The sequence below is a fragment of the Dactylosporangium sp. CA-152071 genome, assembly GCF_050936335.1.
GTDB classification, from domain to species: domain Bacteria; phylum Actinomycetota; class Actinomycetes; order Mycobacteriales; family Micromonosporaceae; genus Dactylosporangium; species Dactylosporangium maewongense.
The window spans coordinates 2,022,640-2,044,054 of sequence record NZ_JBNJMZ010000001.1; the positions used below are offsets into that span (position 1 = coordinate 2,022,640).

General features: G+C 72.3%; 18 protein-coding genes. 6 read left to right on the top strand and 12 right to left on the bottom strand.

The genetic code is table 11. From position 1 onward, the window contains the following. Window positions 1-136: 136 nt before the first annotated feature. A complete protein-coding gene (locus ACQEVZ_RS08705; protein WP_433376689.1) occupies window positions 137-1,369 on the bottom strand; it encodes an alpha-L-rhamnosidase C-terminal domain-containing protein in 1,233 nt (410 codons plus the stop codon). A gap of 170 nt (window positions 1,370-1,539) precedes the next feature. Beyond that, a complete protein-coding gene (locus tag ACQEVZ_RS08710; protein WP_433363731.1) occupies window positions 1,540-2,988 on the bottom strand; it encodes an NCS2 family permease in 1,449 nt (482 codons plus the stop codon). A 112-nt stretch (window positions 2,989-3,100) separates the two neighbouring features. On the opposite strand from ACQEVZ_RS08710, the gene ACQEVZ_RS08715 reads away from it, so the two are divergent. Together ACQEVZ_RS08715 and ACQEVZ_RS08720 are read left to right on the top strand one after the other, a co-directional pair. Then, window positions 3,101-4,174 (top strand): calcium:proton antiporter, encoded by a 1,074-nt coding sequence (locus ACQEVZ_RS08715; protein ID WP_433363734.1) that lies wholly within the window; start codon window positions 3,101-3,103, stop codon window positions 4,172-4,174. An 87-nt stretch (window positions 4,175-4,261) separates the two neighbouring features. Then, window positions 4,262-5,044: a polyprenol monophosphomannose synthase gene (locus ACQEVZ_RS08720; protein WP_344512657.1), complete on the top strand. Its 783-nt coding sequence runs from the start codon at window positions 4,262-4,264 to the stop codon at window positions 5,042-5,044. Window position 5,045: 1 nt separating this feature from the next. Here ACQEVZ_RS08720 and ACQEVZ_RS08725 read toward each other — a convergent pair whose 3' ends face one another. Continuing rightward, window positions 5,046-6,983: a putative bifunctional diguanylate cyclase/phosphodiesterase gene (locus tag ACQEVZ_RS08725; RefSeq protein ID WP_433363738.1), complete on the bottom strand. Its 1,938-nt coding sequence runs from the start codon at window positions 6,981-6,983 to the stop codon at window positions 5,046-5,048. Between the two features lie 127 nt (window positions 6,984-7,110). Further along, on the bottom strand, window positions 7,111-8,130 hold the full coding sequence (locus tag ACQEVZ_RS08730; protein ID WP_433363741.1) for a coiled-coil domain-containing protein: 1,020 nt from the start codon (window positions 8,128-8,130) through the stop codon (window positions 7,111-7,113). A 132-nt stretch (window positions 8,131-8,262) separates the two neighbouring features. On the opposite strand from ACQEVZ_RS08730, the gene ACQEVZ_RS08735 reads away from it, so the two are divergent. Continuing rightward, complete coding sequence (locus tag ACQEVZ_RS08735; protein WP_433363744.1) at window positions 8,263-9,546, top strand: Ig-like domain-containing protein; 1,284 nt, start codon at window positions 8,263-8,265, stop codon at window positions 9,544-9,546. 2 nt (window positions 9,547-9,548) lie between these two features. On the opposite strand, the gene ACQEVZ_RS08740 is transcribed toward ACQEVZ_RS08735, so the two are convergent. Beyond that, complete coding sequence (locus tag ACQEVZ_RS08740) at window positions 9,549-10,178, bottom strand: MgtC/SapB family protein (RefSeq protein WP_344512651.1); 630 nt, start codon at window positions 10,176-10,178, stop codon at window positions 9,549-9,551. A 142-nt stretch (window positions 10,179-10,320) separates the two neighbouring features. On the opposite strand from ACQEVZ_RS08740, the gene ACQEVZ_RS08745 reads away from it, so the two are divergent. Both ACQEVZ_RS08745 and ACQEVZ_RS08750 read left to right on the top strand, forming a co-directional pair. Further along, window positions 10,321-11,292 carry a cellulose binding domain-containing protein gene (locus tag ACQEVZ_RS08745; RefSeq protein WP_433363747.1) on the top strand — a complete coding sequence of 324 codons (972 nt, stop codon included), beginning with the start codon at window positions 10,321-10,323 and terminating at the stop codon, window positions 11,290-11,292. 122 nt (window positions 11,293-11,414) lie between these two features. Next, on the top strand, window positions 11,415-13,742 hold the full coding sequence (locus ACQEVZ_RS08750; protein WP_433363750.1) for a tetratricopeptide repeat protein: 2,328 nt from the start codon (window positions 11,415-11,417) through the stop codon (window positions 13,740-13,742). Here the strand turns inward: ACQEVZ_RS08750 and ACQEVZ_RS08755 are convergent. Then, entirely contained in the window at window positions 13,723-14,109 is a 387-nt protein-coding gene (locus tag ACQEVZ_RS08755; RefSeq protein ID WP_433363752.1) for a cellulose binding domain-containing protein, read from the bottom strand. The two genes, ACQEVZ_RS08750 and ACQEVZ_RS08755, sit on opposite strands and share 20 nt — an antisense overlap. 245 nt (window positions 14,110-14,354) lie before the next feature. Here ACQEVZ_RS08755 and ACQEVZ_RS08760 point away from each other — a divergent pair, with 245 nt between their 5' ends. Further along, the gene (locus ACQEVZ_RS08760; RefSeq protein WP_433363755.1) at window positions 14,355-16,040 is read left to right on the top strand and encodes a methyl-accepting chemotaxis protein; all 1,686 of its coding nucleotides are present in this window, start codon (window positions 14,355-14,357) and stop codon (window positions 16,038-16,040) included. 21 nt (window positions 16,041-16,061) lie between these two features. Here ACQEVZ_RS08760 and ACQEVZ_RS08765 read toward each other — a convergent pair whose 3' ends face one another. The 6 genes from ACQEVZ_RS08765 to ACQEVZ_RS08790 are packed head-to-tail and all read right to left on the bottom strand — an operon-like array spanning window position 16,062 to window position 21,415. After that, window positions 16,062-18,182 (bottom strand): chemotaxis protein CheA, encoded by a 2,121-nt coding sequence (locus ACQEVZ_RS08765; protein ID WP_433363758.1) that lies wholly within the window; start codon window positions 18,180-18,182, stop codon window positions 16,062-16,064. 10 nt (window positions 18,183-18,192) lie between these two features. Beyond that, complete coding sequence (locus ACQEVZ_RS08770) at window positions 18,193-18,471, bottom strand: STAS domain-containing protein (RefSeq protein ID WP_344512638.1); 279 nt, start codon at window positions 18,469-18,471, stop codon at window positions 18,193-18,195. Next, window positions 18,468-18,836 (bottom strand): response regulator, encoded by a 369-nt coding sequence (locus tag ACQEVZ_RS08775; protein WP_344512636.1) that lies wholly within the window; start codon window positions 18,834-18,836, stop codon window positions 18,468-18,470. The genes ACQEVZ_RS08770 and ACQEVZ_RS08775 overlap by 4 nt, the downstream gene beginning before the upstream one ends. A gap of 12 nt (window positions 18,837-18,848) precedes the next feature. Further along, window positions 18,849-19,886, bottom strand: coding sequence for a methyl-accepting chemotaxis protein (locus ACQEVZ_RS08780; protein ID WP_433363763.1), 1,038 nt, complete (start codon window positions 19,884-19,886; stop codon window positions 18,849-18,851). Next, complete coding sequence (locus ACQEVZ_RS08785; RefSeq protein ID WP_433363766.1) at window positions 19,879-20,928, bottom strand: protein-glutamate methylesterase/protein-glutamine glutaminase; 1,050 nt, start codon at window positions 20,926-20,928, stop codon at window positions 19,879-19,881. The genes ACQEVZ_RS08780 and ACQEVZ_RS08785 overlap by 8 nt, the downstream gene beginning before the upstream one ends. Next, window positions 20,918-21,415, bottom strand: a complete 498-nt coding sequence (locus tag ACQEVZ_RS08790; protein ID WP_433363769.1) for a chemotaxis protein CheD — start codon at window positions 21,413-21,415, stop codon at window positions 20,918-20,920. The genes ACQEVZ_RS08785 and ACQEVZ_RS08790 overlap by 11 nt, the downstream gene beginning before the upstream one ends.

The window sequence follows — 21,415 nt, forward strand, 5'->3', positions numbered from 1 at the left end:
GCCCACCCGGCGTTTCCGCCGCGCCCGGTGCCGCGACGCGGGACAGGCGCGGGTCACTGGACGTAGCAGGTTTTCTGGGTGCCGGGGACCGGGTCGCCGAAGGCCGCGTTCGTGCAGGCCGTCCCGCCGGTGACGGTCAGGTGGCGGAACTGCCCCTGCGCCCCGAACGCCACCGTCGAGGTCCCCGCGAACGAGCACGTCCCGGTCTCCGCCGCGCACTCTGCCAGCCGTTCCCGGCGGCCGGCAGGCCCAGCGTGAAGCAGGCCTTCGACACGTTCGGGACCGGGTCGCCGAACACGGTGTTCGTGCACGGCGTCGAGCCGGTGACGGTCAGGTACCGGAACTGCCCCTGCGCGCCGAACGCGACGGTCGCGGTGCCCGTGACCTGGCACGTCCCGGTCTCGGCGGCGCACTGCGTCCACGTCCCGGGCAGCGTCGGACCGGCGGCCGGGCCGAGGCTTCCGGTGAACTGCCACCGCCCCGAACCGACCGAGTACACCGTCTCCGTGCCCGTGGTGGTGACGACCGTCCCGCCGCCGGTGGTCGCGCCGCGGCCGAAGTTCGGGACGTGCACCGTCGCCGCCGACCCGACCGGCACGGTCACGTCCATCGTGATCTGCTGGCCCGACACCGTCCACGACGAGGCGACGACGCCGCGCACCGTGTCGATGGACGCGCTGACCGCCTGCAGCCCGGCCGGGACCCGCGGGTCGATGACGACGGTGCGGTAGGCCGGTGACCCCGGGCGGATGCCGGTGAGGACGGTGTAGAGCGACGCGTTGATGCCCGCGAACATCGCGTGGTCGTGGGTCTCCATCGACGGCCGGTACATCCACTGCTCCCACGGGCTCGTCGCCCCCATCCCGATCTCGAACCCGAAGCCCGGGTAGGTCGTCTGGTTCAGGATCGTCATCGCCACGTCGGTGCGGCCGATGCCGGCGAGGGCGTCCATGAGGTACCGCGTGCCGAAGATCCCCGTGTCGAGGTGCCCCCCGTTGCGGTTGAGGACCGTGTCGGCGAGCCGGGCCCCGACCGCGGTGACGTTCGCGTCCGGGACCAGCCCGAAGGCGAGCGGCAGCATGCTGGTCGTCTGCCGGCCGCTGCTGTAGGAGGCGCCGTCGGCGTTGAGGAACCGCGCGTTGAAGGCCGCTTTGATGTCGCCGGCGAGCTGGGTGTAGCGGGTCGCGTCGCCGGCCTGCCCGAGCGCGGTCGCCGCCTTCGCGACGGTGAGCGCCTGCCGGTACGCCAGCGCCGTGTTCACCAGCGAGACCTCACTGGTGCAGGCGCCGGCGCCGGGGCTGCCCAGGCCGCCGTTGGCGTTGGCGCTGAGATCGGGCGGGCACCAGTCGCCGAAGCCGGTCGTCCAGATGTGGCCGCACGATCGCCTGCTTCGGCCACGGGTCGTCGGGGAGGGTCGCGGCCGAACGCGTTAAAACGTTTCAACCAACGATGTCCTTCACTGAATCGGCGCACAGCGCTCCCACTCAGGGGGCGGACGCCTGTACGCCGTGAGGGGTGCCGGGGCACCCCTCACGGGTCTCAGACGAGCAGCTCCAGCGGGCCGCGGAGGAAGTAGACGATGAACATGACCGCGACGCCGTAGAGGAGCGGGTGGACGTCGCGGGCCTTGCCGGCGGCGAGCTTGATGACGACGAAGGAGACGACGCCGGCGCCGATGCCGTTGGAGATGGAGTACGTGAACGGCATGAGGATGATGGTGAGGAACGCCGGCAGCGCGATCTCGTAGTCCGACCAGTCGATGGAGCGGACCGTGGTCATCATGAGGAAGCCGACGACGACGAGGGCGACCGACGCCGCCTCGAAAGGCACCACCGTCACCAGCGGCGCGAAGAACATCGCGACGAGGAACAGCCCACCGGTGACCAGGCTCGCCACGCCGGTGCGGGCGCCCTCGGCGACGCCGGCGGCGCTCTCGATGTAGGTGGTGTTGCTGGACGTGCTCGCCGCGCCGCCCGCGGCGGCGGCGACGGAGTCGACGAGCAGGATCTCGCGGGTGCGCGGCGGCATGCCCTGCTCGTCGAGCATGTCACCCTCCTGCGCGACCGCGACCATCGTGCCCATCGTGTCGAAGAAGTCGGTGATCAGCAGGGTGAACACGAACATGATCACGATCAGGACGCCGGCGGTCTGCCAGGAGTGCAGGACGTTGAAGTGGCCCAGCAGGGACAGGTCGGGCTTGTCGATGATCTTGTCCGGCACGACGGGGACGTTGAGGCTCCAGCCCTTCGGGTTGGGCTTGTCGTCCACGAACGACGGGCCGGCCTTCGCGATCGCCTCGATGACGATGGCGAGGACCGTGGAGGCGAGGATGCCGATGAGGATCGCGCCGCGCACCTTGCGCACCACCAGCACGACGGTGAGCAGCAGACCGACGCCGAACGCGAGCGCGGGCCAGCTGATCAGCTTGCCGCCGATGCCGAGGCCGACCGGGACGGTGGTGTTGGCCACGTCCGGCACGCGCCGCACGAAGCCCGCGTCGACGAAGCCGATGAGCGCCAGGAACAGCCCGATGCCGACGCCGATGGCGGTCTTCAGCTGCGTCGGCACGGCCCGGAACACCGCCTCCCGGAGCCCGGTCAGCACCAGGATACCGATGAGCACGCCCTCGATCACGACCAGGCCCATCGCGTCGGCCCAGGTCATGTGGGGTGCGATCTCGAAGGCCACGAGCGCGTTGACACCCAGGCCGGCGGCGAGCGCGAGGGGGAAGCGGGCGACGACGCCCATCAGGATCGTCACGACCCCGGCGACGAGCGCCGTCGCCGAGGCGACCGCCGCGATGGCGAGCTTGCCGCCGGTGCTGTCGACACCGCTGCCGAGGATGAGGGGGTTGAGCACGACGATGTAGGCCATCGTGAAGAACGTCGCGAGACCGCCGCGGATCTCGCGGCTCATCGTCGAGCCTCGCGCACTGATCTCGAAGAACCGGTCGAAGCCGTTGCGCGGCTCCGCGCGGGTCGTGTCCATGTATTGCCTCCCTGGAACTGGTCCTGACCCCCCGACGCGCGATGATCCCATCTGTACGGCCGGAATCAAGGTCAGGCATGTTTCGTGCGTGCGACGGCGGTCAGATGCGCGCGTGCGCACTTCTCTGAACCGCTCCGCCCTGGTCCTGCCGCCGTTCGCCCTCGCGGTCCTCGTCGCGGTGTGGGGGCGCGACATACCGATCCCCGTCGAGGTCGTCGTGGTGGCGCTCCTGGCAGGGTCCGTACTGGCCGCGGTGCATCACGCGGAGGTCGTCGCCCACCGGGTCGGGGAGCCGTTCGGCGCGCTCATCCTCGCCGTCGCGGTGACCGTCATCGAGGTCGGCCTGATCATCACCCTGATGGTGACCGGCGGTTCCGGCACGGAGACCCTGGCCCGCGACACCGTCTTCGCCGCCGTGATGATCACCTGCAACGGCATCGTTGGGCTGTCACTGCTGGTCGCGGCGCTGCGCACCCGCATCGCGGTGTTCAACGCCGAGGGGACCGGAGCCGCGCTCGCCGCGGTCATCACCCTCGCGACCCTCAGCCTGGTCCTGCCGACGTTCACCACCAGCGCACCGGCGCCGCAGTTCACCGGTCCGCAGCTGGCGTTCGCGGCGGTCGCGTCGCTCGCCCTGTACGCGCTGTTCGTGCTCGTCCAGAACGTGCGGCACCGCGAGAGCTTCCTGCCGGTCAACGACGCCGAGGAGGAGCACGCGGCGGCTCCGGCGCCGCGTCAGGCGCTCACCAGCCTCGTGCTGCTGATCGTCGCGCTGGTGTCGGTGGTCGGCCTGGCGAAGGTGGAGTCGGGCACGATCGAGGCCGGCGTCGCGCGGGTCGGGCTCCCCCAGTCGTTCGTCGGGGTCGTCATCGCCGTGCTGATCCTGCTGCCGGAGACCCTCGCGGCAGTCCGCAACGCCCGCCGCGACCTGGTGCAGATCAGCCTCAACCTGGCCCTCGGGTCGGCGATCGCCAGCATCGGGCTGACGATCCCGTCGATCGCGCTCGCCTCGATCTGGCTCAGCGGCCCGCTGGTCCTCGGCCTCGGCGCCACCCAGATCGTGCTGCTCACCCTCACCGCGGGTGTCGGCATCCTCACCGTCATGCCGGGCCGCGCGACCCTGCTGCAGGCGGCGGTGCACCTGTCGATCTGTGCCGCCTTCCTCTTCCTCGCCGCCAGCCCATGACGACCGGCGAGGGGCCGGTGCACGGGCGGTGGGGCGGACGCGGATACCCTCTTGTCTGACATTGTCAGTAATCGAGGAAGGTCGGGAATGATCGAACCAGTGCGGCTGCCGTCTCCGTGGTGTGACGAGCCCCTGACCGTCGTCGTCCCGACCTACAACGAGGCGGGCAACCTGCCACGGCTGGTCGAGCGGCTGCTCGCCCTGCCGCTGCCGGGGCTGAGCATCCTCGTCGCCGACGACAACTCCCCGGACGGCACCGGCGAGGTCGCGGAGAAGCTCGCCGTCGAGCACCCCGGGCGGATCCGGGTGCTGCACCGGCCCGGCAAGGAGGGCCTCGGCAGGGCGTACGTCGACGGCATCGGCCACGCGATCGCGGACGGCGCCAAGTTCGTCGCGCAGATGGACGCCGACCTGTCGCACCCGCCGGAGGCGCTGCCCGGCATGCTCGGGGCACTGCTGTCCACCAACGCCGGTGTGGTCATCGGCTCACGCTACGTGCCCGGCGGGCAGCTCGACGAGAAGTGGCCGCTGTACCGGCGGGCGCTCAGCGGCTGGGCCAACCTGTACGTCCACACCCTGCTGCAGGTGCGGATCCGGGACCTGACCGCCGGGTTCAAGATCTGGCGGGTGGACGCGCTGGAGGCGATCGGCCTGGACCGGGTCCAGTCCAACGGCTACAGCTTCCAGGTCGAGATGCACTTCCTGGCGACCAAGCTCGGGCAGACCATCATCGAGGTGCCGATCCGCTTCGAGGAGCGCACCGACGGCGTGTCGAAGATGACCACGGCCACGAAGATCGAGAGCGCGACGATGCCGTTCAAGCTGCGCCTGCGGCACCGCAAGATCCAGCGCCGCAGGCCGGCCGGCTGACCTAGGCGGACACCGGGAGCGAGCTGGTCTTCAGCCAGGCGGTCAGCTCGCCCGGTGGCATCGGGCGGGCGTAGTGGTAGCCCTGCGCGACGTCGCAGCCGAGCTCCTGCAGCGCGGCGACGTGCGCGGCGCCCTCGACGCCCTCCGCGACCACCGACATGCCCAGGTTGTGGCCGAGCTCGATCGCGCCGCGGACCAGCACCGCGTCCTCCGGGTCGTCGTCCATGTGCATGACGAACGTGCGGTCGACCTTCAGCTCGTCGACGGGCAGGCTCTTGAGGTACGCCATCGAGGAGTACCCGGTGCCGTAGTCGTCGATCGACAGCCGCACGCCGAGGCGGTGCAGGGCGACGAGCGTCTCGGTGGCGAGGACCGGGTTCGCCATGACGGCGGTCTCGGTCACCTCGAGGCGCAGCAGTTCGGCTGGCAGGTCGTGCTCGTCCAGCAGCCGCGTCACGTGGCCGACCAGGTCGGGGTCCAGCAGGCAGCGCGGCGACAGGTTGACCGCGATCGGCACGACGAGACCGTCGTCGAGCCAGGCCCGAGCCTGCACGACGGCGAGGCGCAGCACGTACAGGGTGAGCCGGGTGATGAGACCGGTGCTCTCCGCGACCGGGATGAACTCCGCGGGCGGGATCTGCCCGCGCGTCGGGTGCGCCCACCGCACGAGCGCCTCCGCACCCGACGGGCGGCCGTCGTCCAGCCGGATCTTCGGCTGGTAGTGCAGGGTGAGCTGGTCGATGACGTCGAGGGCGCGGCGCAGGTCGCCGAGCAGCAGCAGTCGGTTGCCGTCCTCGATGTGCATGTTCGGCCGATACAGGGTGGCGCCGGTCTTGCTGTCCTTCGCCGCGTACATGGCGATGTCGGCGCAGCGCAGCAGCGCGTCGGTGTCGCTCGCGTGCTCGGGCGCCACGGCGATGCCGATGCTGACCTCCACGTCGACGGCGACGTCGTCGAGCGTGAAGGTGCGGTGCAGCTCGCCCTGCAACCGGGTGGCCAGCGCCGCGGCGTCGGCGGCGGACGCGCCGGGCAGCAGCACCGCGAACTCGTCGCCGGACAGCCGCGCGACGACGTCCCCGGCGCGCAGCGCCCCGGTGGTGCGGACCGCGACCTGCCGCAGCAGCTCGTCGCCGTACTGGTGACCGAGGGTGTCGTTGACCTCCTTGAACCGGTCGAGGTCCAGCAGCAGGACGGCGAGCGCCGGGTCGGGCGAGCGCAGCGCGTCGCCGGTGCGTTCGGTGAAGAGCGTCCGGTTGGGCAGGCCGGTCAGCGCGTCGTGCGACGCGTGGTACTTGTGCTCTGCGGCGTGCCGCACGAGGCGGCGCTGGTAGCCGCCGGCGATGACGCCGAACACGACCAGCAGCGCCAGCCCGACGCCGAACGTGCCGGTCGTGGCGGTGAAGACGACGCCCTCGACGCGGTGCAGGTCGCGCATCGCCTGGGCCGCCTCGGCCGCGCTGGCGGTGGTGGCGGTGTGGACGAGGGCACCGATCTGGTCCGCGACCGGGTCGACGTCCGCCTCGTCGATGCGGGCCGCACCCGCGGTGTCGCCACGATCGGCGGCCTCGAACACCCGCGCGACCGCGGTCAGGTAGGTCGCGTGCAGCTCCCGGACCCGGGCGGCGAGCGCCCGGTCCTCGGCCCCGCCACGCTGCTCGACGTCGTGCAGCGCCACGTCGAGCGCGCCGGCCGCGCCGCGGTGCAGCTCCCGGGCCGCCATGCCGGGTTCGAGGCGGTACTGCTGGTCGGCGATCTTCTCCAGGGCGACGGCGTCGTCGGCCAGGTCGTACGCCGCGGCGAGCGCCGTCGCGTGGACGGCGGCGTTCGCGGAGGCGCGGGTGCGGTTCGTGCCGACGACACTGACGCCGGTCAGGCCGAGCAGGACAGCGGCGAGGCCGACCACGGCACCGCGCTGGAGCAGTCCGGTTGGTCGTCGCACGCCACGCTCCCCCTGTCCAACGGTCCGGCTGCTTCATCGCCCGAAGCGCCGATCCTGCCATCGGCACCCGGTGCCCGCACCTGATCCATAGGGCCAGGAGCAAACCGGTTGCGTGGCGGGGGATGCCCTACTGCATCGAGAGGTGCACGTGGTTGTAGTGGTCGCCGGCGGGGGTGCCGTCGCCGCCGTAGGACTTCCAGCCGCTGCTCGGCTGCCAGATCCGCTTGTACCAGATGACGTACTTGACGCCGAGGTTCTTCGCGTTGGCGACGCACCAGGCGGCCAGGGCGTCGCCGTACTGCTGGTCGGCGCCGGTGGCGCGGGCGTTGACGAAGGTCTTGGCGTTGGCGGAGAAGTCGCAGGCCTTACCGGCCGGGTGGTCACCGCCCCCGCCGCTGCGGAAGCAGGACGTGTAGTGGGTGTAGCCGGCCTTGCGCGCCTCGTTGTAGGCGTTGAGCATCCGCGGGCTGATGCACCCGGTCGTGGTCGGGTCGTCCTGGGTGCAGCCCTGGCTGGCGTAGGAGCCGTCGCCGTTTCGGCCGACCGGGTTGGTGGTGACCTTGCCGCCGCCCGGCGCGCCGGTCACGGTGCCGCCGCCGCCCGCCTTCTTCAGGGCGTCCTCGGCGGCCTTCTTGTTCGTCTCCATGATCTTCAGCTGGGCCTGCTGGTTGGCGATCGCCGCGGCGATGTCCGCCTTCTGCTGCTCCAGCTTCTTGCGCGTCTCGGCCAGCTCGCGCAGTGACTTGTCGTCACGGTACAGCATGTACTGCACCGTGGTCATGCCGTGGATGGTGGCCTCCGGCGAGTCGCCGGCGAGGACCACGTTGGTCAGGCTGATCCGGCGCCCGCGGTAGGCGGCGTTGGCCACCGATCCGGCCGCCGCCTCCAGCTCGCCGACCTGGGTCTGCGTCGCCGCCAGCTGCCCGTTGACGGCGGCCTCGTCGGCGACGGACTTGTCGAGGCGGCCCTTGGCGTCGTTGTACTCGGCGTTGGCCTTGTCGAGCGCCTGGCGGACGGTGAGATTCTGTCCGCCGTCCTCGCCCGGCTCCGCGGAAGCGGGGTCGGCGACCCAGACCACCCCCACGATCACGGTGGCCAGCAGCAGCATCAGAAACCTGGGCAGGCGCCCGGTCGGAAGCGTCAGCATCGTCGCCAGCATAGCCATCCGCCCGGACGGCGCCACTCGGCGCAAAAACACCGAAATGTCGGTCATGCAGCGGTTTTACGACCGCCGCCCGGGGGTCGTACGGATGGACGCGCCAGGGTAACCTGCCCCTCGATGACGCACACCACACTCCCGCGCCTGCGGTCGGCCGCGGCGCTGGTCGCCGCGGCGGCGCTGCTGTTGACCGCCTGCACCGACAAGGCGTCCCCGAGCAAGACGCAGCAGCAGGCCTCGGCGAGCCCGAAGGCGCCTGCGCTGCCGGTGGAGCTCGCGATCAGCGGCCCGGCCGACGGCGCCGCCAACGTGCCCACCGCCGTCGACCTGGCGTACACCGCCACCAACGCGGCGGACGTCACCGTGAAGCTCACCGACGCGGGCGGGGCGGAGGTCGTCGGCGCGGTCCGCGCCGACGGCAAGGCGTGGCAGCCGGCCGCGCAGCTCAAGTACGGCACCAAGTACACCGCGACGGTCACCGCCACCTCGACGGACGGTAAGCCGACGACGGCGACGACGGCGTTCACGACCATGGCGAAGCCGTCGAAGCTGGGCAAGGTCACCAGCATCATCAACGACAAGCAGGTCGTCGGCGTCGGGATGCCGGTCATCATCACGTTCGGCGTCGACGTCGCGCCGGCCCAGCGCGCGGCCGTGCAGCAGCGCATCCAGGTGATCAGCGACCCGCCGCAGGAGGGCGCCTTCAACTGGTTCACCGGCAAGGAGCTGCACTTCCGCCCGAAGGAGTACTGGCAGACCGGCACGAAGCTCCAGGTCAACGCGCGCACCGGCGGCACGAACCTGGACGGCAAGTGGTGGGGCGAGCGCGACGTGTCGTTCACCGCGACGGTCGGGCCGAAGTTCGTCATGGAGGTCGACAACGCCACCAAGCAGATGACCGTCACGCAGGACGGCCAGCTGCTGCGGACCATCCCGGTGAGCCTCGGCCGCCCGAAGAACCCGTCGGCCAGCGGCAACTTCATCGTCATGATCAAGAACGAGTGGGAGTGGTTCGACTCCTCCACCTACGGCGTCCCGGCCGACTCCGCCGCGGGCTACCGCACCAAGGTGTACTGGCCGCAGCGGCTCACCTGGGACGGCGAGTACATCCACTCCGCCCCGTGGTCCGAGGGCGACCAGGGCAAGCGCAACGTGTCCCACGGCTGCACCAACATCTCCGCCGCGCACGCGGAGTGGCTGTGGAAGCAGACCCGCATCGGCGACCCGGTGATCATCAAGGGCACCGAGGAGCAGGTGAAGTGGGGCAACGGCTGGACGGACTGGTCGACGAGCTGGGACCAGTACGTCAAGGGCAGCGCCGTGCCGTACGTCGCCCCGTCGGCCTCCGCTTCGGCATCGGCTTCGGCATCGGCTTCGGCGTCACCGTCGCCCTCGGCCGGCTGAGGTCAGCGGGCGATCTCGACGCCCTGGACGCCGTCCAGCAGGCGCAGGGACTCCGCGATCGCCGGCAGTGACGTGTTGTTGTCGCCCTGCGCGGTGAGCACGATCGACTGGTCGTGGCCGGCGTAGTCGACGCGCAGCACATGGGCGCCCGGCAGCGCCTCCAGGGCTTCCCGCTCCACCACGTCGAGCGGGAAGTCCGGGGCGAGCGTCAGCGTCACCTGGACGCGGTGCCGGTCCGGCAGCCAGTTGGCCTCCGCGACCTTGAACAGCCACAGGGCGGCGAGCGCCGCTGCGGTGACCGTGCCCGCCGCCCAGAACAGCTCCAGGCCGGTCGCGAGCCCGATCGCGGCGGTCACCCACAGCGACGCCGCGGTCGTCAGCCCGCTGATGTTGACGCCCTCCTTGAAGATGGCGCCGGCGCCGAGGAAGCCGATGCCCGTGACGACCTGCGCGGCGATGCGGGTCGGGTCGGAGCCGGCCTCCTTGCCGGCGATGGTGAACAGGGCCGCGCCGGCGGCGACGAGCATGTGGGTGCGCAGTCCGGCGGGCTGGGCACCCAGCTCCCGCTCCAGGCCCACGGCGGCGCCGAGCGCGATGGCGACCAGCAGCGTGAGGATGACGGTCCAGTCCATCCGACACTCTTACCCTCCGCGGGGCGTTCCCGCCACCGCTGTCCAACGCTGTCCGACGGTGTCCAGGATCGGGGGTGGGCGGTGGGGTCAGGCGCCGAGCATGGATGCGGCGTGATCGACGCCCATCACCGAAAGGCTCACGATGCGACTGTCCCGGTTCCTCGCCCTGCTCACCGCCGGGCTCCTGGCGCTCGCCCCGGCGCCCGCCTTCGCCGCAACGGTCCTCACCGCGCCGGTCGACGTGCAGGCGCTGCACGTCGCCGACACGAGCGCCGACCTGCAGTGGTCGCACGACCTGCTCGCCGAGCAGGACGTGGTCGAGCGCAAGGTCGGCGGCACCTGGACCGAGTACGCCCGCGGCCTGTTCAACGGCATCACCCTGACCGGCCTGCAGCGGGGCACCACGTACACGTTCCGGGTGTACTCGCTGCCGACGACGTCGTCCGGGTACGTCGCGAGCCCGCCGTCGGCGCCGGTCACGTTCACGACGCTGGCCGCGCCGGACAGCACCCCGCCGTCGGCGCCGAGCGCCCCGCTCTTCAGCAGCGTCACCACCAACGGGGTGTCGATGGTCTGGGGCGAGTCGACCGACAACGTCCAGGTCGGCGGGTACCACCTCCAGCAGCTGATCGGTGGCGTCTGGACGACGATCCGCACCGCCGACTGGTCCAGCCGCTTCTACCGGGTCACGGGCCTGACGGGGGGCACCGCGTACACGTTCGCGGTCGTCGCGTTCGACACGAACGGCAACCTGTCCGCCCGCTCGCCCGCGGCCACCGTCACCACCCTCGCGTACACGGCCGCGCCGACCTGCAAGGTCCAGGTCGTGCTGTTCAGTCCCGGGTTCCTCGTCAACGTCACGATCACCAACACGACCGCCGCGCCGGTCACCGGCTGGACGATCGGCTTCACGCTCGCCTCGACGGCGGTCACGTACAACACGTTCGGTGCGATCCTCACCCGCTCCGGGAACACCGGCACGCTCACCCCGAACGCGTGGAGCACCACGATCAGCCCCGGCGGCCAGGCGATGCCCGGGTTCACCGGCGGGGCCACCCCGTTCACCCCGCCGGCAAGTTTCACGCTCAACGGCGCCCCGTGCACCATGGCGTGACGCCGTGACCTGGTGCGCGGGGTCCGCCGCCCGGCGACCCCGCGCACCGCGGGCGCGTCCCGGCCTACGCTGCCGGCATCGACACCCGCGCCGCCCTTCTCGCGCCGGACGCGGTCGCGGCCGTGCGCGCGACCGCCGACCTGGCGCGGCTGCTGCGGGAGCTGCGCCGCCGCGACGCCCGCCGCCGCGGCGGCACCGAGCTGACCTACCGCGACCTGGCGGCGGCGACCGGCTGGTCGCACGGGATCATCGGCGGCTACCTGTCGGGGCGGGTGCTGCCGCCGACCGACCGCTTCGACGTGCTGGTCCGCCTGCTGGGCGCGTCACCGGCCGAGCAGGGCGCGCTCGCCACCGCCCGCGACCGGGTCGAGGAGGGCCGCCGTCCCGTGCCTTCCCCCGCCCCTGCCGCCCCAGCCGGCCCAATCGGCCCGGGGCACCCGGTGCCCCGGCAGCTGCCGGCCGACGTGCCCGCGTTCACCGGCCGGGCGGCGCGCCTCGCCGACCTCGACGCCGTCCTCGCGGGCGCCGGGCCCCGGGTCGTGCTGATCGCCGGCACCGCCGGCGTGGGCAAGACCGCCCTCGCCGTGCACTGGGCGCACCGCGTCGCCGACCGGTTCCCCGACGGCCAGCTCTACGTCGACCTGCGCGGATACGACCCCCGCCAGCCCGTCGACCCCGGCGACGCCCTCGCCGGGTTCCTCCGCGGGCTCGGCGTGCCCGCGTCGGGCATTCCCGCCGCGACCGACGAACGCGCCGCCCGCTACCGGACCGAGGTCGCCGGCCGGCGGCTGCTCGTGGTGCTGGACAACGCCGCCGGCGCCGGCCAGGTCCGCCCGCTGCTGCCCGGCACCTCCACCGGCGCGGTCGTCGTCACCAGCCGCGACACGCTCGGCGGCCTGGTCGCCCGCGACGGCGCCCACCCGGTCCGCCTCGGCCGGCTCGACCGGGCCGACTCCCGCGTCCTGCTGCGGCGGCTCCTCGGCCCCGGGGCCGGCCCGGGCACCGTGGACCTCCTCGCCGACCGCTGCGCCGGCCTGCCGCTCGCACTGCGCATCGCCGCGGCCGGCCCGTCACCGCACTGCTCCGGGGTCCCCGCCGACCTGGCCGCGTTCGATGCCGACGGCGACCCGCACACCGCGCTGCGGTCGGTGTTCTCCTGGTCGCTGCGCCGCCTCGACCCGCCCGCCGCGCGCGCTTTCCAGCTGCTCGGCCTGTACCCCGGCCGGGTCTTCGACGACGCCGCCGCCACCGCCCTCGCCGGCGGGCCCGCCGGGGTGCCGCTCGACGAGCTGGCCCGCGCGCACCTCGTCGAGCCGGCCGACGGCGGCTACACCATGCACGACCTGTTGCGGGCCTACAGCGCGGAGCTCGCCGCGCTCCTGCCGCCCGGCGAGGCGGGGGCCGCGCTGGACCGGCTCACCGCGCACCTGCTGGACACCGCGACCGCCGCGACCGCGACCCTGTTCCCCCACGACAGCGCAGAACCCGTCACAGGGGCCGCCACGGGGACCATGATGGACGGTCCCGAGGCGGCGGCGCGATGGCTGGACCGGCACCGCGCCGCGCTCGTCGCGCTCGCCGGGTCGCGGGCCGCCGTCGCCCTGTCGCGGGTGCTGTGGCGATACCTGGAGGTCGGCGGCCACTACCGGGAGGCGCTCGCGCTGCACGCCGCCGCCGCGGCGCACGGCGACGCCGGCGCGCACGCCGACCTCGGCGCCGTCCACTGGCTGCTCGGCGACCACGACCTGGCGAAGGTCCACTTCGGGCGGTCGCTGGACGGTCACCGCGCCGCCGGTGACGCGGCCGGCGAGGCGCGCGCCACCGCCCGGCTGGCCCTCGTGCACGAGCGGCTCGGCGACCACGACGAGGCGCTCACCCGGCTGCGGGACGCCCTGGCCGCCTACCGGGCGCTCGGCGATCGCCACGGCGAGGGCGCCCAGCTGCTCAACCTCGGCTTCACGCTGCACCGCATCGGCCGGCACCCGGAGGCCCTCGACCATCTGCACCGGGCGGCGGCGCTGTTCGCCGACCTCGGCGACCGACGCCTCGAGGGTTACGCGCTGGGCAACCTCGGCGCCGTCTTCAGCGCCACGGGCCGCCACGACGCGGCGCTCACACACCTGCACCTGGCCCTGGAGCGGTGCGTCGAGGCCCGTGACCGCGGCGGCGAGGGCACCGCGCGGGGCACGCTCGGGGTGGCGTACCACCGCCGCGGCGACCACACGAAGGCCCTCGGCCACCTGCGGCGCGCGCTCACCGTCGCCCGCGCCACGGGCGAGTGCGGCCTGGAGGTCGAGACCCTCAACGCCCTCGGCGACGTGCTGCTGGCCACGGACCGCCCGGACTCGGCGGTGCACCGGTTCGCGGCGGCCCGCGCCCTCGCCGAACGCACCGGCGACCGGCACGGGCTGGCTCGCGCCGTCGACGGGCTCAGCAGGGCAGGCCGTTGACGGTCAGGTCGTGCGGCGCCTCCGTCGCGGCGGCCGACGCGGTCCAGCCGAACCGCACCGACCGGCCCGTGTCGATGACGGCGTTGTACGGCATGTTCGTCGCCGTGACCGCGAACGGGTTCGGCTGCTCCATCCTGGCCTGCCAGACGCCGAGGTTGCCGGTCGCGGTGCTGAAGGTCCACCTGGCCGTCCAGCCGTCGATGGCCGGGCCGTGGTTGGTGATCGTGAGATCCGCGACGAACCCCCCGTCCCACGCGAAGAAGCGGTAGTCACAGCTGAAGTCCCCAGCTGGGGCGGCGGCCGACGCGGGCGAGGCCAACGGGAGCGGCAGGAGCGCGGCGACGGCAAGGATGGCGGAGCGGAACACAGTGCCTCCGGGGCGGGGTGTGACGGGCACGGACACGCGCCGGACCCGCGGCTCACACGCCGCGTCCGGCCGCTCGGCTCCCACCGCGGCTCGCGGCCGGAATCTACCGAGCCCGAGCCGGGCGGGTCAACAGGCCAGGATTCCGCCCGATCGGACGACGCGACGTCGGTGGCGGAAATGCTCAGACGATCCCCGGTCGGGGCCGATGAGGAGAGGGCAGACCCAACTCCAGAGGAGGGCCGGGAATGGCCGAGGCTACCGGCGAACGACGCCGCTCCGGATTCCGTGACCTGTCCGTCGCCTGGAAGCTGGGCACCCTGGCGGGCGTGGTGTCCGTGCTGCTGCTGGCGATCGGGGTGTTCGGCCTGATCCAGCTCGGCGACGCCCAGGATCGCCTGGACCTGATGTACAACAACAACCTGCGCACGGTGCAGAACGTCGACGAGGTCAGCTCGGACTACCGCGATATCCGGTTCCGGCTCCGGGACGTCGCCCTCGCGCAGACCCCGGCCGAGAAGGACGCCGCCGATCAGGCGCTGCGGACGGCCGTGGAGGGGCTCGACACGAGCTGGCAGACGTTCGCCGCCGGCGGCGGGCAGGGCGGCGCGGCCGACCGGGAGTCGTTCGAGTCGTCCTGGAAGGCGTACCAGGACCTGCTCACGACGCAGCTGATCCCGCTGGCGAAGGCCAGCGACTACGACGGCTTCAACAAGGTGACCAAGGGGCAGGGCGCGTCGATCGCGGCCACGATCGACACCTCGCTCACCAACCTGGTGGAGCTGGAGAACAAGGCCGCCCAGACGACGCTCGCCGAGTCGAAGTCCGCGTACGACTCCTCGCGGGTGCTGTCGATCGGGCTGATCGTGGTGGCACTGGTGCTGGCGTTCACGATCGTGCTGATGATCAGCCGGGCGATCTCCAGGCCGCTGCAGGAGACGGTCGCGGTCCTGTCCGCCATGGCCGAGGGGCACCTCGACCGGCGGGTCACGGTGGTGAGCCGCGACGAGGTCGGCCGGATGGGCACCGCCCTCAACAGCGCGCTGGAGCGGCTCGCCGACACGGTGAGCACGGTCGTCGACTCCGCCACCCAGCTGACCAACGCGTCGAGCCAGATCAGCGGCGCCTCCCAGAGCCTGTCGCAGGCCGCGACCGAGCAGGCCGCCAGCGTGCAGGAGACGACTGCCAGCATCGAGCAGATGACCGCCGGCATCGCCCAGAACAGCGACAACGCCCGCACCACCGAGAGCATCGCGGCCAGCGCCGCAACCGAGGCCCAGGACGGCGGCGGCGCGGTGCAGAAGACGCTCGACGCGATGAAGCAGATCACCAGCAAGATCGGCATCATCGACGACATCGCCTTCCAGACCAACATGCTGGCCCTGAACGCGACCATCGAGGCGGCCCGGGCCGGGGAGCACGGCAAGGGCTTCGCCGTGGTGGCGACGGAGGTCGGCAAGCTCGCCGAGCGCAGCCAGATCGCGGCGCAGGAGATCAGCGAGCTGGCCGCGGGCAGCGTGACGACCGCGGAGCACGCCGGCACCCTCCTCGACAAGATCATCCCGAGCATCACCAGGACCTCGGACCTGGTCCAGGAGATCGCCGCCGCCAGCGGCGAGCAGTCCACCGGCGTGCACCAGATCAACATCGCGATGACCCAGATCGGCAAGGTCACCCAGCAGACCGCGTCGTCGAGCGAGGAGCTCGCGGCCACCGCCGAGGAGATGGCGGCGCAGACGCATCAGCTGCAGAACATGATGGCGTTCTTCACGACCGGCACGGGCGGCGGGCGCCGCACCACGAACAGCGGCCGTTCGCCGCGGGAGACGGCGAAGCCACAGGCGAAGAGCCTGAACTACGGCACCTCGCAGTACTCGCCGCGGGCCGACCTCCCGGTCGCCGAGATCGACGAGAGCAAGTTCGACCGCTTCTGACCGGGTCCGGCGGGCCGGCCTTCAGACGAGCAGCTGCTCGCGGCTCACGTTCTCCGCGACGAGGGGTCCGACGTCCAGGATCAGCGCCACCTCGCCGTTGCCGAGGATCGTCGAGCCGCTGATGCAGCGGGCCTCGCTGAAGAGCACGCCCAGCGGTTTGATGACGGTCTGGAACTGCCCGAGCAGGGTGTCCACGACCAGCCCCGCCCGCTGCCCGGACTGCTCGATGACGACCACGTTCTGCCGCCGCGGCGGCTGCCCCGCGATGTCGAAGATCGTCCGGAGCCGGACGAAGGGCAGCACCTCACCCCGCAGGTACATACAGTCGCGGCCGGAGGCGTTCGGTGGCAGCTCCACGCACTCGGTGACCCGGTCCAGCGGCACGATGAACGCGCTGGTCCCGACGCCGACCAGGAACCCGTCGATGATGGCGAGCGTCAGCGGCAGCCGGATCCGGAAGGTGGTGCCCGCCCCGGCGGCCGTGTCGACCTCGATGGTGCCGCGTAGCTCGGCGATGTTGCGGCGCACGACGTCCATCCCGACGCCGCGGCCCGAGAGGTTCGACACCGTCTCCACGGTCGAGAAGCCGGGCTCGAAGATGAGGTCGAACACCTCGTGGTCGCTCATGACGGTGCCCGCCTGGACCATGCCGCGGTCGACGGCTTTGGCGAGGATGCGCTCGCGGTTGAGCCCACGGCCGTCGTCGGCGACCTCGATGACGATGGACCCGGCGTCGTGGAAGGCGTTGAGCCGCAGCTTCCCGCGCACCGGCTTGCCCTCGCGCTCCCGCTCCGCCCGGGGCTCGACGCCGTGGTCGAGGGCGTTGCGGACCAGGTGCAGCAGCGGGTCGCCGATCCGCTCGACGAGCGCCTTGTCCATCTCCGCCTCGCCGCCGGTGATGATCAGGTCGACGTCCTTGTCCAGGTCGACGCAGACGTCGCGGACGACCCGCTCGAAGCGGCGCAGCGTGGTGCCGATGGGCACCATCCGCAGCGACAGCGCGCTGTGCCGGACCTCCTCGACGAGTCTCATGACCTCGCCCTGCGCCTCCTCGTCGCCGTCGCCGTCGCGGCGGTGGATCCCCACGCTCGACTGGGCGATGACGAGCTCGCCGACGAGGTCGATGAGCTTGTCGAGGCGGTTGGCGTACACCCGGATGGTCTGGGTCTCCTGCGACCGGCTGTCGGCCGTCTTGCGCTGCTTGCCCAGCGCCGCCTCGACCACGGGCTTCGGCACGGCCTGCGTCTCGATCAGGATCTCGCCGAGCGGCGGCAGCGTGTCGCCGGACCGGTTGCGCTCCTGCTGGATCCGCAGCGCCCTGGCGATCTCCAGGTCGGTGGCGGCGCCGCTGCGGACCAGCAGGTCACCGAGCCGGTCCTGGTCGGGCAGCTCCTCGATCACCGTGACGTAGTCGTCGGCGGGCACGATCGCGATCTGGCTGTCCTCGCGGACGAAGTCGAAGACCCCCTCGATCTCCGTCTTCGGCGCGCCGCTGACGAACTCGGCCTCGAAGCCGAGGTAGCAGGTCTCCGGGTCCATCAGGTCGGGCTCGGGCAGGGCGTCGGTCAGGGTCGCGACCCGGGTGACGGTGCCCATGCTGCCGAGATAGCGCAGGAACGACAAGGGGTCCATGCCGTTGCGCAGGCTGTCGGGTCCGAACCACAGCGTGAGCCGCCACGTCCTGAGCCCGTCATCGCTCTGTTCCTCGGCGGCGGCGGGTGTACGAGCCGGCGCCTCCCCCTCGGTGAGGAACGGCTGAAGCGCGGCGAGCAGCCGGTCGCCGTCGACGGTCTCGGCCGGTGTCGCCTCGGTCCGGCCGGAGGCCACGCCCTCGACCATCGAGGAGACGTGGTCGCCGCACGGCAGCAGCGCGCTGACCAGCTCCGGGGTCACCGCCAGCTCGCCCTCGCGGAGCGAGTCCAGCACGGTCTCCACCACGTGCGTGAACGCCACCAGATGGGCCAGGCCGAACAGCCCCGCCGACCCTTTGAGGGTGTGCATCGTGCGGAAGAGCGCGTTGACGGTCTCCTCGGCGCTCGGGTCGTCCTCGAGGCCGAGCAGGCCCTCCTCGAAGTCCTGCAGCAGCTCCCGTGCCTCGGTGATGAAGGTGTCGAGGGCGTCGTTGAGGTCGTCGCTCACCATCGTGCTCCCGTCAGTCCAGCTCCGCGCTGAGGTGGGCGGTCTCGAACACCGACCGGACGGGGCCGCTCGGGTCGTGGAAGGTCAGGGCGGTGCCCCGCTGCTCCGCCTCCCGCCGGGCGGCGAGCAGGATCTGCAGGCCGGCGGTGTCCAGCTCGGTCACGCCCGAGAGGTCGAGCTCGGCCGGCACGGGGCTCTCCGCGAGGAACGCCCGCACCCGGGCCTGCTGCTCGGCCGCCGCGACGATGGTCAGCTCGCCGTCGAGCTCCAGGCGCCGGGCCGGCACGGTCACGGCATGACCAGCTTCGACACCGCCGCCAGCATCTGGTCCGGCTGGAACGGCTTGGTGACCCACGCCTTCGCCCCGGCCGCCTGCGCCTGCCGCTTCTTGTCCTCCTGCGACTCCGTCGTCAGCATGATGATCGGGGTGAACCGGTAGGACGGCAGCTTCTTGACCTCGCCGACGAGCGTGATGCCGTCCATGTTCGGCATGTTCACGTCCGAGATGATCAGGTGGATCCGCCGGCCGTCGAGCTGCTTCAGCGCGTCCTTGCCGTCGGTCGCGGCCACCACCTCGTAGCCCGCGCCGCGCAGCGCGATGGTGACGACCTGCCGTACCGACGCCGAGTCATCGACGATCAGAATGGTCTTCGACATCAGGTGCCCCCTCTAGAAGAACGTGATCTCTGATTCGGGCACCGCGGCGGTCTTGGCGCCGGTGAGGTGCGCCTCCCGCTCCTGGTGCATCGTGTACGTGGCGGCGAGCTCGTCGAGCAGCCGCTGGGCGTCCAGGGACCGGTCCTCGGCGAGGACGACCGGCATCCGGTCGATGTTCTCCCGCAGGTGCTCCAGGACCTGGCCGATCCGGTCCTGGAACTGCAGGTTGACGATGGCACCGGCGACCCCCGACCGGATCCCGACGGCGGCGCGTTCGAGCTGGTCGGAGGAGTCGCGCAGGCCGGCGAGCACGGCGCCGAGGTCGTCGAGGACCTCGCTCACCTCGCTGTTGGCCCGGGTGACCGCCACGCCCTCGCGCTCGGCGTCGCCCTCGGCCTTGCTCAGCGCGGAGGCGATCGCGCCGGCGATGCCCTCGACGCGGCGCGCCATCCGCTCGCTGGTCTGGAACGACCGCTCCGCCAGCTGGCGGACCTCCAGGGCGACGATGCCGAACCCGGCGCCGGCCTCGCCGGCCCGCGCGGCCTCGATCGACGCGTTGAGCGCCAGGAGGTTGGTCTGCGCCGCGATCTGGGCGACCTCGGCGGTCATCTGCTTCAGGTCGTCGTTGAGGCCGAGCAGCGCCTCGAGGTCCCGCAGCGCCTCACGTTTCGAGGTCAGGGCGGCGTCGAGGGTGTGCACGACGCTGCCGAGGCGCTGCCGGCCGCGCTCCAGCGCGCCGCCGCCGTGGCTGTCCTCCAGTGCCGCGCTCGACGAGGCGAGCACCGCGTCGAGGTTGTCGACGATCTGGCTGAACTCGGTGGTCACCGCGCCGACCGCGGCCTCCATCTGCGTCCGCGACGACTCGATCTGGCTCGACCAGACGGGGGCGACCGCGCCGGCGAACTCGGTGACGCTGCGCGCGTAGTCGGCGGTCGCGGCGTGCGCCGCCGCCGCCTCCCGCCCGGCGCGGACGGCGCGCAGCGCCCCGGCCTTGTAGCCGGCGGCCAGGCCGGCGGCGAGGGCGACGACGACGATCAGGAACTCAACCATGGGAACGGATCACCTCGGCGATGGCGGTCAGCGGCACTTCCCGGTCGACGGCACCCAGCCGGACCGCTTCCTTCGGCATACCGTGCACGACACAGGTCGCCTCGTCCTGCGCGACGGTGAGCGCGCCGGCGGTCCGCATCTCCAGCAGCCCGCGGGCGCCGTCGTCGCCCATCCCGGTCATGATCACGCCGAGCGCGTGCCGGCCCGCGACCTTCGCGACGGACCGGAAGAGCACGTCGACGGAGGGCCGGTGCCGGTTGACCGGCGGGCCGTCACTCACCTTGACCCGGAAGCGGGCGCCGTCGGAGAGGACCTGCATGTGCCGGCCGCCCGGCGCGACGAGGGCCAGTCCGCCGGCGACGAGGTCGCCGTCGGCGGCCTCGCGGACCTCGATCGCGGACAGCACGTCCATGCGCTCGGCGAACGCGGCGGTGAACTTCTCCGGCATGTGCTGCACGATCACGATGCCCGGGCTGTCGCGGGGCAGCGCCGTCAGCACGGTCTCGAGGGCCTGCGTGCCGCCGGTGGAGGTGCCGATGGCGATGATCCGGCCGGCCGACACCACGGGCGGGGCCGCCGCGGCCGGTCGCGGCACGGCGGCGGGGGCCGGCCCGGCCCGGTTGAGGCGGGCGACCTTGCCGGCCGCCGCCGCCCGGACCGCCGCCACGATGTCGCCGCTGTCGTCGGCCATGAACTGCTTCAGGCCGGTGCTGGGCTTGGGCACGACGCCGGCCGCCCCGGCCGCCAGGGCGTCCATCGTGGCGCGGGCGCCGCGCTGGCTCAGCGTCGAGCAGATGATCACCGGCGTCGGCCGGGTCGCCATGATCTTCTTGAGGAACGTGATGCCGTCCATCCTGGGCATCTCGATGTCGAGCACGACGACGTCCGGCCAGGCCCGGTTCATCAGGTTCATCGCGAAGATCGGATCTGAGGCGCATCCGAGCACCTCGATGCCGGGGCTGTCCGCCAGCCGCTTGGACAGCACCTGGCGCACCACCGCGGAGTCGTCGACGATGACGACGCTGATCCCCTTACCGGTCATGACCCGCTCCGGCCGGCCGGCGCTCCTGATGCTGCACCCACACGTCGCCCGTGCCGAGGTCGAACACCAGCTGCCGGGATCCGGTGCCGCCCAGATGCTTCGCGGCCAGGTGGAAGCCGTGCTCGCGCAGCAGCAGCAGGCCGGTCTCGATGTTGTCCCGCGGGACGCGCGGCGCCGGTCCGGGCGATCCGTCGGGGAACTGGTCGCCGCCGCCGAAGATCTTCGCCTGGTAGTCCGTGGGACGGGTGCCGTTGCGCCCGAGCTCGTGCAGGAACAGCTGGACCGCCTCGTCGGCGTAGCGACCGCTCAGCGTGGGGTGCTCCCCCGGCGGGGCGGCGCGGTGGGACAGCAGGTAGTGGCACATCCCGCCGACCAGCAGCCGCGGGTGCCACAGCGTGATGGCGACGCAGGAGCCGAGGACGGTGCGGATGCGGGTGCCGGCCCCGGCGAAGTGGAAGTCGCCCGGGTTGAGGAAGACCTCGGTCAC

Bases quoted from the DNA above. Each gene is read 5' to 3' on its own strand.
- ACQEVZ_RS08710 (WP_433363731.1), bottom strand. From the start codon at position 2,988: ATGGACACGACCCGCGCGGAGCCGCGCAACGGCTTCGACCGGTTCTTC.
- ACQEVZ_RS08720 (WP_344512657.1), top strand. From the start codon at position 4,262: ATGATCGAACCAGTGCGGCTGCCGTCTCCGTGGTGTGACGAGCCCCTG.
- ACQEVZ_RS08730 (WP_433363741.1), bottom strand. From the start codon at position 8,130: ATGCTGACGCTTCCGACCGGGCGCCTGCCCAGGTTTCTGATGCTGCTG.
- ACQEVZ_RS08735 (WP_433363744.1), top strand. From the start codon at position 8,263: ATGACGCACACCACACTCCCGCGCCTGCGGTCGGCCGCGGCGCTGGTC.
- ACQEVZ_RS08740 (WP_344512651.1), bottom strand. From the start codon at position 10,178: ATGGACTGGACCGTCATCCTCACGCTGCTGGTCGCCATCGCGCTCGGC.
- ACQEVZ_RS08745 (WP_433363747.1), top strand. From the start codon at position 10,321: ATGCGACTGTCCCGGTTCCTCGCCCTGCTCACCGCCGGGCTCCTGGCG.
- ACQEVZ_RS08760 (WP_433363755.1), top strand. From the start codon at position 14,355: ATGGCCGAGGCTACCGGCGAACGACGCCGCTCCGGATTCCGTGACCTG.
- ACQEVZ_RS08765 (WP_433363758.1), bottom strand. From the start codon at position 18,182: ATGGTGAGCGACGACCTCAACGACGCCCTCGACACCTTCATCACCGAG.
- ACQEVZ_RS08775 (WP_344512636.1), bottom strand. From the start codon at position 18,836: ATGTCGAAGACCATTCTGATCGTCGATGACTCGGCGTCGGTACGGCAG.
- ACQEVZ_RS08780 (WP_433363763.1), bottom strand. From the start codon at position 19,886: ATGGTTGAGTTCCTGATCGTCGTCGTCGCCCTCGCCGCCGGCCTGGCC.
- ACQEVZ_RS08785 (WP_433363766.1), bottom strand. From the start codon at position 20,928: ATGACCGGTAAGGGGATCAGCGTCGTCATCGTCGACGACTCCGCGGTG.